Genomic DNA, 13247 nt, shown 5'->3' with positions numbered 1-13247 from the left:
GCTGTCCGGATATGATTCCAGACAGCCTTGCTTTTCATTTATAGGGTAAGAATCCTATTCTTTCAAGTTATAGGTAATCTGCTGTACATCATCACTACTGCCACCCACCATAAAGACGAAATCACCAGGTTCTACCATATAATTCATCTCATTGTCATAGAATCCCAGTGCATCGTCAGTTATCTGAAAAGCTACAGTTTTGCTTTCACCCACATTCAGATGAATTTTCCTGAAGCCCTTCAATTCCTTTATCGGACGCGTAACAGAGGCTACCTTATCCTGCACATACAATTGAACTACTTCCTCTCCTGCACACTTACCGGTATTAGTCACTTTTACCGACACCTCCGTATGGACGCCTGCAGCCTTGCCCGGCAGCAGTTTCAAATCAGAATATCCAAAATCCGTGTACGAAAGCCCATATCCGAAAGGATAGGCAGGCTCAGTGGAAGCATCGATATAAGATGCCTTATAGGTCTGTTTCAATGCGGTAGGGCGGCCGGTGCTCTTATTCTGATAATAAATGGGAATCTGTCCTACGTGTGCAGGAAATGTCATGGGCAATTTAGCCGAAGGATTATACTCTCCCCACAACACATTGCATATGGCATTGCCGGCCTCACTTCCCAGCCACCAAGTACACAGTACCGCATCAGCATGTTCCCTTATCTCATTGAAGATTACCGGACGCCCACACATGACAAGAGCAATGACAGGTTTTCCAGTCTTTGCCAGTTCCGACACCAGCTTCTGCTGCCCCTCGGGTATGGCTATATTCACTTTGGAAGCCTTCTCGCCACTCTGACCGAATCTCTCGCCTACCGCCACAACAATGACATCCGAAGCCTCAGCAGCCTGTAATGCTTCCTGCAATCCGGTCAACTGATTGCTCTTCATATCATAGCCTTCAGCATAGCTCACCTCCAGTCCTTTCCGGACCAATGCATCATATAAGGTCACCACTTTGTTCCGGTCCGTAGTGGCAGCCCAAGCACCTGCCATATCGTACTGGGATTTTGAGAGTCCTCCTATCAAGGCTATCTTCCTCGTCTGTGCCGTCAACGGAAGCACAGATTCCCTATTCTCCAGCAATACAACGGAACGCTCGGCCATACGGAGCGAAGCATTACGGACTTCGGGCGCATTGAATATTCTGGCCGCTCTTTCCGGATTACAGTAGCGAAAAGGGTCCTCAAACAATCCCAACTCATATTTCTTCTCCAATATACGCCGTACTGCATCATCAAGCACACTCTCCTTTACTTTCCCTTCTTGAACAAGCTCCTTCAGATAAGTCAAGTAGCAGGTACTTACCATCTCCATGTCCAGACCAGCATTCAGCGCTTTGGCTGCGGCATCTTTCTTGTCAACAGCATAACGGTGGTTCACCAATTCCTCTACCGAATTATAATCGGACACAACAAATCCCTTAAATCCCCACTGCTCTCTCAATAGCCGGTTGAGCAAGAAATCATTGGCAGTACAAGGAATATTATTAAAATCATTGAAAGCACTCATCACGGTAGCTGCTCCTACCTTTATGGCCGCCTTATAGGGAGGCATATAAAAATTGGCAAAGTGGCCCATTGACATATCCACACTATTATACTCCTTTCCTGCTATCGGTGCACCATATCCGGCAAAATGTTTCATACATGCCATGACAGTCGTCGTGTCTGCCAAATCGTCTCCTTGCAAGCCTCTGACACGCGCCTCCGCTACCCGAGAACCATAATAAGGGTCCTCACCGGCCCCTTCCATGACGCGTCCCCAACGTGCGTCCCACGAAATATCCACCATCGGGGCAAAAACCCAGTTCAAACCATCGGCGGCACTTTCCAAAGCATTGTAGCGTGCAGCTTCCTCAATCATGGCCAAATCGAAACTTGCAGCCTCGGCAAGCGGAAGCGGAAATCCGGTACGATAGCCGTGGATAACATCCAGTCCGAAAATTAAAGGAATGCGCAAACGCGATTGCAAAGCAAGCTCTTGATAACGGCGTATATCCTTTACTCCTATCACATTCAGCATAGAGCCTATTCTGCCTTGCCGGACATACTCTTCTTTAGGAATATTTCCACCGTCGGGTCCGGTAAAATTCCCTCGGTAGGTGCATTGTGCAAGCTGGCCTATCTTTTCATCCAGCGTCATCTGCTTCATCAAGCTTGAGATGAATTTCTCCTTCTCCGTAGTTTGTGCCGAGGTAAAGGTGTTACCAAGTCCCCACAGACAAACCATCAGTATTATTATCTTTTTCATACTGCCATTCTTGTTTTGATATTTATTTTATCATAAAACAACAGTTGCCTTCAATGGTAAATCAGCTGAAGAAGGACCTGCCAGAATCTCAAAAGTCCCCTTTTCCACTACAAACCGATGTGATTCCACATCATAGTAGGCAAAGGCTTCCTCATCCAGCAATATCCGAACGCGCTTGGTTTCACCCTTCTTCAAGTAAACCTTATCGTAGCCTTTCAACTCCTTCAATGGACGCGGAACAGAACATTCCACATCCCGCACATATACCTGAGCCGCTTCCGCAGCATCCATCTTTCCGGTATTCTTGATGTCAAAGCTTACCGTAACCCGGCTTCCCCCCCGTCTTCTCAACACTCAGATTACTATATTCAAAACTACTGTATGACAGTCCATACCCGAAAGGATAGAGCGGCTGCTTTCCGTTCCGGTCATATCCCCTATAACCTACGAAAACACCTTCGGCATACTGCACCCGTTTATGAGGTACATTGCGATTGTCATAATAATTACCATATACCGGATTATCTTCCCATTTTTCCTCGATGCTGACTGGTAGTTTGCCACTTGGCGAAAGCTTGCCCGTAATGATTTCGGCAAGGGCCTTTCCACCCTCCTGCCCCGGATACCATGCCATCAAAATAGCTTGTACACTCTGCCCCCAATTGCGGAAATCTATTCCACCTCCGGCATTCACCACCACAGCCACATTATCATGAAGTGAAGCCACTTTATTAATGAGATATTCCTGCCCGTATGACAATGCAAACGGACGGTCGAACCCTTCACCTTCTGTACTGCTGTTGAACCCGGCACATACAATAACATTCCTGGCATGCTTCAGTGAAGAGGCCAAACGCTCCTCATCCATCATTCCTGCCTGGAAACTGACAGTCGCCTCACCCACATTATCAAAATATTCAATACGCAACCGGTATATCTCCCCTGCACTGACCTGCATAAATGCACTGCGGGTACTGAATGAATGGTTCCCCCAATCTCCGGTAATCAGCTTATCGTTTACAAACAGACGGTATCCGTCATCGCCAGCCAGCTGGAACTTGACAGTTCCATCCTTGTCAGCCTTGTAAACTCCCGTCCAACGGGCAGAAAACTGATCTACCGGCATGCCGTCGAACGGTGCACCGTATTTCCAGGCATGGTCTATGGCAGGCTCTATGGCAGCTTGAAAGAGTTCTCCGGTAAGATTACGAGTATTATAATATTCGCCCTTAAAACCGTTTTGCGTAAAACTGCCATCCGTATAAATCTGTTGGGACATATCCTTATAAAGAATGCTGTCAGACAGCAGCTCTATCTGTCTGCCGCCCTTCAACTGAACCATACCGTCATAGAGTGACACTACCGAATAAGGGGTGACAAATCCGCTTCCTCCTCCTGTGGGAATAATATCGGCATTAGGCCCGATTACCAATGTTCTACCGTTCCGGTAAGGCAACGTACCGTTATCATTTTTCAATAAGACTACTCCTTCTCTCGCCAAGTCAAGTGCAATTTCCTTAGACTGTGCATTGTCTTTATCGATAGATTTATCTTCTCTCGGAGTATCAAGTGCTCCAAAAGCAATCAATGTCTGGAGTATATGCCGGACTTTGGCGTCAATGGTCTCTTCCTTCACGATACCATTCTCTATTGCCGGAATAAGAATTTCCCTGGTCATGAATTTACCGACGGGCATTTCCAAATCCAACCCTCCATTAGCGGCTCCCACACCGGAATATACAGATGTCCAGTCAGACATCAGGATACCTTTAAATCCCCACTGCTTGCGTAATACATCAATGTTCAGCCAGCTGTTTTCGGTGGCATGTACCCCGTTCAGCGGATTATAGCTATCCATAACCGCCCCTACTCCTGCTTCCTGCACAGCTTTTCGGAACGCGGGAAAATAAATTTCCTGCAGCGTGCGTTCATCCACATCTGAGCTGGCATGATGTCTGCTCCACTCCTGGTTATTGGCCGCAAAATGCTTCACCGTAGCCATAACTCCCTCTTCCTGCACTCCCAAGATATATTCTTTAGCAGTTTCGCCCGTCAAATAAGGGTCTTCACCAAAATACTCATAGTTTCGCCCGCATAGAGGAGAGCGGTAGATATTGACTCCAGGCCCCAACAGAATACTTACCCCACGGGCCTTTGCATCCCGGGCCAAACCATGTCCCAGCTCTCTAGCCAACTTACGGTTCCATGTCGAAGCCGACAAGATGCCACAAGGATACAAGGTACTTTGAGTATTGTTACGTATGCCTTGCGGACCATCGGCCATCCTGATTTCGGGTATGCCAAGCCGGGGTACAGCCCGGATATAAAAAGATTTGGGACCGGAAATGTAATCGATTTTTTCTTCCAGCGTCATTTGAGAAACCAACTCCCTGGCACGCTGCTCCACCTGGGGAGTAATACACACTTGTGCTTTTGCCGTGATTGCACAACAAAGCAATAGCCCGCTTAAGGCTACTTTCTTTTTAATCTTCATTTTGTCTATTTTACTACGTGTTTGTTATATTGCCGGGCATGTCCCGACCTACTTTCTTTCTTCTCAATCAATAAAAAACCGTGTCCCTTCATCCACCAACGAAGAAACACGGCCGAAAGTTATTAAGAAAATTCTGAATCTACAAGAAAGTGGACAAAAACATGTCTGTCCTGCTATCAATAAGTAAGACGTATACCGGCCTGCAACGTAAAGTTACACGGGTTCTCCTTGCGTATAGTCTGTATCGACGAACCGTCATCAAAGAAATAAGATACTCCCGGTTCCACATACAGGCCCACCCTATTGCTTATGTTATACTGGGCACCGACAGCACCCATGACAGAAAGCTGTACCGGTTTCACAGTCTCACTCTCAGTACCAATCTTGCCATACACACATTTTTCAATGGCACCCCCCGCCGAAACGTACATCGTAAAGTTCTTTGCATCCACAAAGTTCCAGTTGGCCCGTACCGGAATGCCAATATAATGCAGCTTCTGGCTTATCTTTTCCGAGCTGCCCTCATACCTTACGTCAGAAGCAAGATAGGTATACGTCAGCCCGCTTTCCACAGAGAAACCCTTCGCCAAGTTTTTCCGCACCGAAACACCGAAACTGAGCGGTTGTTTATGGTCTATATCCGCAATTTTCTTTTCGCGTCTTTGCAGATAGGGCATACCATCCTTAAAAACCAGTTCCTGCCCGTCGGGAATAGTAACAATGCCATTGGCCGTAGAGGATAAATCTACGTTACCGCCATAAATAGGACTTCCAGGCATGTAGTCCGACATCACATTCGCTTCCCCTTCATTCGCCAATGAAAAACCTCCCGTATTTCCTACGGACAAGCCAACCGCCCATCCTTTAGTATCCCTACCAGAACTGTTTCTTTCCGGAAGATGCAGTTTGTCCCGGCCTGACGGACGATAGCGGTCTTTCCTTGTTCTCTCCGGTTCCTCTGCCTGCATTGCGGTCGCATGGTCCGTATCTTCCATTACCGGCTCTTCCGCCTGCTGCCCAATACCGACAGCCTCACCTGCAGTTTCAACCGGCAACATTTCCTCCTGCCGCTCATCGTCAACCGATATTCTGATATGTTGTGCAACCAAAGGGCGACTTGCCTCCCTATTGGGTGCCGATGCATTTCCATGTGCCCGATAGGCAGGCTCTATGGGATTAGTCCGTACAGCAGGTACCGTCTGTTCCGGCAAGACATCCGGAGCCACAGCCAAAGCAGGCACTGACGTATGCCGCATTTCATTCCCTACCGGACTCTGCAACAGCCACAGACTGACGGACGATACTGCCACCAGCAGCACAGCTGCCGCAGCCACCGCCCAGCGACGGAAAGGCATCATCCTATGCGATCCGGTTATCGGAGTTCCGGAAAGGGACAATTCCTTTTCCAACCGCTCCCATCCGGCAACCGGCAACGGTTCGGAATAGTCTTCCAGCTTGTCCTTTATCTTTTTCAACCACAATTCATCTTCCATACGTTCCTTCATTTAATCATTTCTTTTCATCCACTCACGTACTTTTGCCGCTAAAGTCGCTTTAGCACGCGTCAACTGCGAGGCAGAGGATTTTTCATTAATTCCCAATAGTCGAGCAATCTCCTTATGGGATTTCTCTTCAAAAATATATAAGTTGAATACGGTACGATAGCCGGCAGGCAGTTCACTGATAAACTGCATCAGCACCTTTTGAGGAATGACATCTATCGACGAACCTTCCGGTTCCTCATAAGCTTCGGGTGCATTCTCCAAAGCCGATGACTGATTCATCACATCATTTTTCCGCAAATACTGCAATACCGTATTCACCATTACGCGTTCCATCCATGCCCGCAGAGAGCCCTCTCCCCGCCAAGTGAACTTATCGAAAGAATCAAAAAGTTTCAGAAAACCGTCATGCATCAGGTCTTGGGCAGTCTCCCGGTCACCTGCATAACGGAGGCATACGCTGAGCATGCGTCCCGCATAGCGCTCATACAGTTCTTTGCGGGCAAGGTTGTCCCCTTGCCTACAGCGTTCTGCCAATTCCTGTTCTTCCATTCTCTCTTTTAACACGTGTTTACCTTAAAAATGCAACTGGCGCAAAAATACTGCATCAGGCAGAGAAGAAAATCATACTTTCATTTCTTTAACAATATACTACGCAGTATTTAGCTTTTCACCGCATTTTTTGAATACAAAAATAAGATTTAAACAGAAAAAGAGCTAAAACCTACCACTTATGAAGAAACTGAGAATGACATTGGCAACATCCATGCTTTTATTCCTGACTGCCATTGTATTGCAATCATGCCTGGACGATTGGGATGACAAATATGACACTTTGTTCGCCGTAGGTACGGTGAAGGTCATCGAAGGAAAAGACTACTATTTCTCACTGGACGAAGGCAGTAAACTATATCCCAGTGACACAACCTATGTTCACGACTATGCCGTAACAGACGGCCAGAGGGCTTTCATCTACTTCCGCGAACTGGAAGAGAAACTTCCAGGCTACGAATACAATGCCCAAATAAAGCACATCGAAAATATTCTGACCAAAGACATCTACTCCATGCCTGCCGAAAAGGCGGACAGTATCGGAGACGACAACATCAACGCCACGGATTTATGGATTACGGGTGAGTATCTGAACATCAAGTATCAATTCTACCACAGTAACAACGAAGATAAGAAGCACATGCTGAACCTGGTCATCAACGAAGCATCCACCGGCGAGAACGACAAACCGGATTACGTCAATCTCGAATTCCGCCACAATGCCTACAATGACAGTCAGCTCACACTGGGCACCGGACTGGCCTCCTTCAAGCTGGACAATATAGCGGAACAGCTGAAAGAGAAAAAAGGACTGAACATCCGCGTCAAAAGTCTATATGACGGTGAACGGTTCATGACCATAGACATTAAAAAAGAAAACAACTAAATCTCCTGAAAACACATTTTTCAACATCTCAATGAGAAGCGGAGTAACATTTCAATATGTTGCTCCGCTTTGTTTTTCCATAACTTATCAGAATTCATTGTTCAAGCAAGTCAGCCTCAACGAAGCGTTGAACGCTTCGGCAGACAATCGCGTCCTGACCTGTACCTGCACGCTGCTCTTCGGCTGGACATCAAAATAATTGTCGCTATATACACTTTCATTGTCAGCAACGGACAAGCATACGGCACGGGCAAACTTGTCTGTTGATACCGTCACTTCATATCCGCCTTCAATGGAACGGACTTCGGTCTGCAAATCCACTTTCGGATAATTCATATTCTTCTGCTTGTCCAGACAGTAGTTGTTATGGTACACCCTGCCCGATTTGTCCGTATAGTCTACGCGGACATATACCGTTCCTCTATCTGCCCCCTCCAGCAGCTTGGCAAGCGGTGCGGAAAAACAGACACGGCTGTCATTACCGGAAATGCCGACAGATTTGTCCCAGTGATAAACCACAGTGCCGTCGAACCGGCAGACCTGGAGCTGCAGCCGGCCGGAAGTATTCTCCAAGCGGTCGGACACTGCATATACTTTCAAATCATCCCCCTCCACTACCGGAGAAATCAGGATGTCATCATAGACCTTGCGAGTATAATAGTGCTGCGCCTTCCAGCGTCCGTAATAGTCACGGCTCGCCCAGGAAGCTACGGGCCAACAGTCGTTGTGCTGCCAGAAAAGCGTCCCCATATTATACGGCATCTGGCGGCGGTGCGACTCGATGGCCGTCTTGATGGCATCTCCCTGCAGCACATGGTTCATATAAAGGAATGCCCGGAAATCACGCGGCTTTTTATATTCATTCAATAGGTAAGTCTCAATCAGCCCGTTGGCATGGTCGCCACCACGCTGATGGGACATCATCACCTCGGAACGTATATCCCAGTCTTCGGGGTAAGGAGCATAGCGCTTGACGGAGTCGAACTCTGGAAAAGACTGAAAGCCGTACTCGCTGAAAAAGCGGGATTTCTCGCTGTCATAATCGGAAATGGGTGCTTTACCATGCCAGACACTCCAATAGTGACGGTCCCCGTCAGTAGTACCGGACATCTCTCCCTCGAATGCGAACGGAGAAGAAGGCCAATAGAAGGTTCCGGGTGCATACTCCCTGACCACCCCGGGTAAGGTGACATGATACTGCTGCCGGTACTGTGCCCAAATCTTGTCGGCATATTCCTTGTTCTGCCGTTCTATCTCGCACTTCCAGCCCCAGCCCAGCCAGGCATCCTGGCATTCATTGTTTCCACACCACAAAGCAATGCAGGCATGATTGCGCAAACGTTTCACATTGTCCACCGCCTCCTGATGGATATTATCGAGCAGGGCGCCTTCTGCCGGATACATGCTGCAGGCAAACATAAAGTCCTGCCAAATCATAATTCCATGCTCATCACACAAATCATAGAAGACATCGTTCTCATAGATACCTCCGCCCCAGACACGCAACATATTCATGTTTACACCGGCGGCATCGAGAATCGTCCTTTTATAATTCTCGGGAGTGACGCGCGGCAGGAAGTTATCCGAAGGGATGTAATTGGCTCCTTTGGCAAAAACCGGACGCCCGTTCAGCTCTATATAGAAAGTATGCCCGTCCTTATCCGGCTGATGCACCACCTTCAAAGAGCGTATGCCCACCCTTTCGGTTTTAGAGTCCAACAATTCCCCGCCTGCAATGATATCCGTACGGAAACGGTAAAGGAAAGGCTCCCCCAGTCCATTACTCCACCACAGCTTCGGCTTGTGAAGGACGAAATCAACGGTCACCCGATTGGTGCCTCGCTTCAAATCCGCTTGCCACTCGCCAAGCACTCTTCCGGTAGCCTCGTCTGTTATCGTGACCAGCACTCCGTCCATATCCTTATCGGCATCCAGCTCCACATGTCCGGCAATCACGGCCCTGCCTGCACCGACTTCCTTCTGCTCGATAAACACATCGTTGATTCTCAAATCGCTCCAAGCCCTGATATACACCGGACGCCAGATGCCGGAGGTAACCAGACGTGGGCCCCAGTCCCAGCCATAATGATAACCCGCCTTACGGGCAAAAATGCTTATCTTCTTGTTGAACAAGCCTCCGTTTTCAGACTGGTCATTGGATGCCGGATACTGGTAAGGAAGTGCATCCCATTTGGGGACGTCTATCTTTACCGGCGAATGGAAGTACACCTTCAGTATATTATTCTCCTCCCTGATGTACTGCCTAACGGGGATAGACCAGCGGCGAAACATATTGTCCGCTTTCAGTATACATTCATCATTCAAATAAACGTCAGCGTAAGTATCCAGCCCCTCGAACACAAGCTCCATATTCTCTTTCCGCATCATGTCGGCAGCAAGAGTAAAGCAAGTTTCATAAACCCAGTCTTCCTTGTCAATCCATTGCAATCCCCGTTCGTTCAACCGGAAAAACGGGTCTTCAATAATCTTGTTCTGCAGTAAGTCCGTGTGGACTACTCCCGGAACTGTAGCCGGATACCAATTGGTCAGTCTCGCCTGCCGGAATTTCCAGCCTTCATGAAGGTTCTTTACCGCTGTTTTTAGTTTCATACGAGTGTGTTTCATAGCTTTCTTTGACTACTCTAAATTACGGATAGACAAAAATACGGCATTCAAAGGATAGTTTATAATATCTTCTTAACGAAACATGATACAATCCCGTACACACCTACCGGGTCAGCGTCGCTGCACATCTGCTGCAGTGTGACTGCAAACGTGTTGCAGCGCTACTGCATATATGCTGCAGTGACACTGCATATGTGTTGCAGCGCCACTGCAAAGCTGAATGCAGTAGCACTGCAAAAAGCATGCACTTGCTTTGCAGTGGCAATGCATTATCCCATCGCCTTATTATGAAAGGAGATGTCATCCAACTTTCATTATCTATAATTAATTTACAAAGACATAGTTTCCAAGTCTTTCAAAGCAAACGGAGTACAAGCAAAAAAGGTCTACAAATCATAGATTTGTAGACCTTTACCCGCTAGTTTTCCATCTTATTCAGAACTGTTGCGGAGAGAGGGGCTCTCGAACTTATACTTTCACAGAATATCATAAAACTGCAAACAATTGATAATCAAGTGCAAATTACAACATAGAGTAAAACTAAATGTTTCTAAATGTCTTTTGCTATCTCAATAATTGGGTGTATATTTGGGTGTAGAATTTCAAACGCACCCAATTATGAATATCAAGCGCAACATCATTTTTGCATTGGAGAGCCGGAAAAAGAACGGTGTGCCAATCGTAGAGAACGTACCCATCCGTATGCGTGTCATCTTTGCCAGCCAACGCATCGAGTTTACAACGGGCTACCGGATTGACGTAGCCAAATGGGATGCAGACAAGCAGCGGGTAAAGAACGGATGTACCAACAAGCTAAAGCAAAGTGCAGCCGAAATCAATACGGACTTGCTGAAATACTATGCCGAAATCCAGAATATTTTCAAGGAATTTGAGGTGCAGGAGGTCATGCCAACAACCCAACAGTTGAAGGAAGCTTTCAACATGAGAATGAAAGACACCAGCGAAGAACAGCTGGAAGAAGCCCCTGTCAGCTTTTGGGAGGTGTTCGATGAATTTGTAAAAGAGTGCGGTAACCAGAATAACTGGACGGCATCCACCTATGAAAAATTTGCAGCAGTGAGGAACCACCTCAAAGAGTTCAAGGAGGATGCAACGTTCAACTATTTCGACGAGTTTGGATTGAACGAATACGTCAACTTCCTGCGTGACACCAAGGATATGAGAAACAGCACCATCGGCAAGCAAATGGGATTCCTCAAATGGTTCCTGCGCTGGAGCTTCAAGAAAGGACATCATCAGAACATTGCATACGATACATTCAAACCGAAACTGAAAACCACCTCGAAAAAAGTAATCTTCCTGACGTGGGATGAACTGAACAAGCTGAAAGACTACCAGATACCCAAGGATAAGCAATACCTGGAACGTGTGCGTGACGTTTTCCTGTTCTGCTGCTTTACGAGTTTACGGTATTCGGATGTTCGCAATCTGAAAAGAAGCGATGTGAAATCCGACCACATCGAAATAACCACAGTCAAGACTGCCGACAGCCTGACGATTGAACTGAACAAATACAGTAAAGCCATACTGGACAAATACAAGGACATCCATTTCGAGAATTACATGGCTCTGCCCGTCATCAGCAACCAGAAGATGAACGATTACCTGAAAGAGCTGGGCGAACTGGCAGAAATCAACGAGCCTGTACGTGAAACCTACTACAAGGGAAATGAACGTATTGATGAAGTCACACCCAAATACGCTTTGCTCAGTACCCATGCAGGAAGAAGGACATTCATCTGCAATGCGCTGGCTCTCGGAATCCCGGCACAGGTGGTCATGAAATGGACGGGACACAGCGACTACAAGGCTATGAAACCCTACATTGACATAGCGGATGATATTAAGGCGAACGCCATGAACAAGTTTAATCAACTATAAAAGTATCAAACAGTTTCATAGATAGTTACCAATGACTATATTTGTAGAAATTATCATCACAATATGAGCAACAAGGAATCCAACATAGAAAAAACGAATTTTGATGCATTCATACAAGCGGTCGGTTCGGAAATAGAACAGGCACAAGTAAGGCTGATTGTTGCAGCCAATGCACAAATGCTGTTCCATTACTGGAAGGTAGGCAATTACATCCTTTACCACCAGCAGCTGCACGGATGGGGAAGCAAAATCATCAAGCAGTTGGCAAAGGCTATCCGACTGCATTACCCTGAAAAGAAAGGCTATTCGGAACGTAACCTCACCTATATGTGCCAGTTTGCAAAGGCATATCCTTTAAGAGCGTTGCAAAGTTTCATAGAAACGGATGCAAGCCTGTCTGTCCCAACCATACAGAGTGTGACCAATGAAGTATTGAAACTGAATGACAAGAAATTTACGCAGGAACTTACTGCGCAAATACAATCTATTGATTGTCAATCGTTAGCAATTACGCAGGAGGTTCCTGCGCAATTTGAAGATGTGGGAAAAACCGTTTCAGCCATTTACAGGATGGGAATCAGGGAAATAGAAGAAGTTTTCTTGACCTCTCCTATAGCCAAAATAAACTGGACAAGCCAAATGACTATACTTGACAGTTCGCTAACTTTAGGTCTAAGCTACTGGTACATGAAGCAGTCTGTGGAAATGGGATGGAGCAGCAATGTATTGAAATTACAGATTGACAGTGATTTGTATAGCCGACAAATCAGCAACAACAAGGTAAACAATTTCACGACCACACTTCCGGCTCCACAAAGCGACCTTGCCAATTACCTGCTCAAAGACCCGTACATCTTTGATTTGGCAGGAGCCAAAGAAAAAGCAGACGAAAGGGATATTGAAGAACAACTGGTGAAACACGTTACCCGCTACCTGTTGGAAATGTTATGCAAACCTTTACATAATAATTCTTATGCCAACAAATTTATTATGCAAAGTGACTTAAACTAAATCGCAGCTACAAAAG

At 46.7% G+C, this 13247-nt stretch carries 6 protein-coding genes and 2 pseudogenes; 3 read left to right on the top strand and 5 right to left on the bottom strand.

Going from position 1 to position 13247, the window contains the following annotated elements:
* Window positions 1-54: 54 nt before the first annotated feature.
* The 4 genes and pseudogenes from bglX to DWY57_RS15945 form a co-directional block, all read right to left on the bottom strand.
* Window positions 55-2259 carry a beta-glucosidase BglX gene (gene bglX / locus DWY57_RS15960; RefSeq protein WP_119962062.1) on the bottom strand — a complete coding sequence of 735 codons (2205 nt, stop codon included), beginning with the start codon at window positions 2257-2259 and terminating at the stop codon, window positions 55-57.
* A gap of 30 nt (window positions 2260-2289) precedes the next feature.
* A pseudogene (locus DWY57_RS15955) lies at window positions 2290-4753 on the bottom strand (glycoside hydrolase family 3 C-terminal domain-containing protein).
* 176 nt (window positions 4754-4929) lie between these two features.
* Window positions 4930-6258 (bottom strand): porin family protein, encoded by a 1329-nt coding sequence (locus DWY57_RS15950; RefSeq protein WP_034522673.1) that lies wholly within the window; start codon window positions 6256-6258, stop codon window positions 4930-4932.
* On the bottom strand, window positions 6259-6807 hold the full coding sequence (locus DWY57_RS15945) for a sigma-70 family RNA polymerase sigma factor (protein WP_005831669.1): 549 nt from the start codon (window positions 6805-6807) through the stop codon (window positions 6259-6261).
* Between the two features lie 181 nt (window positions 6808-6988).
* Here DWY57_RS15945 and DWY57_RS15940 point away from each other — a divergent pair, with 181 nt between their 5' ends.
* Window positions 6989-7693 carry a NigD-like protein gene (locus DWY57_RS15940; RefSeq protein ID WP_005831671.1) on the top strand — a complete coding sequence of 235 codons (705 nt, stop codon included), beginning with the start codon at window positions 6989-6991 and terminating at the stop codon, window positions 7691-7693.
* Between the two features lie 87 nt (window positions 7694-7780).
* On the opposite strand, the gene DWY57_RS15935 is transcribed toward DWY57_RS15940, so the two are convergent.
* Complete coding sequence (locus tag DWY57_RS15935) at window positions 7781-10318, bottom strand: glycoside hydrolase family 2 protein (protein WP_005831673.1); 2538 nt, start codon at window positions 10316-10318, stop codon at window positions 7781-7783.
* 618 nt (window positions 10319-10936) lie between these two features.
* Here DWY57_RS15935 and DWY57_RS15930 point away from each other — a divergent pair.
* Together DWY57_RS15930 and DWY57_RS15925 are read left to right on the top strand one after the other, a co-directional pair.
* Window positions 10937-12220 carry a site-specific integrase gene (locus DWY57_RS15930; protein WP_119962061.1) on the top strand — a complete coding sequence of 428 codons (1284 nt, stop codon included), beginning with the start codon at window positions 10937-10939 and terminating at the stop codon, window positions 12218-12220.
* A 63-nt stretch (window positions 12221-12283) separates the two neighbouring features.
* A pseudogene (locus tag DWY57_RS15925) lies at window positions 12284-13165 on the top strand (DUF1016 N-terminal domain-containing protein); the annotation flags it as partial.
* Between the last annotated feature and the right edge of the window lie 82 nt (window positions 13166-13247).

This window comes from Bacteroides sp. AF25-5LB, assembly GCF_003602965.1.
Classification (GTDB): Bacteria; Bacteroidota; Bacteroidia; order Bacteroidales; family Bacteroidaceae; genus Bacteroides; species Bacteroides uniformis.
Note: the sequence above shows the minus strand (reverse complement) of the source record. Positions and strands in the feature narration are given on the sequence as shown.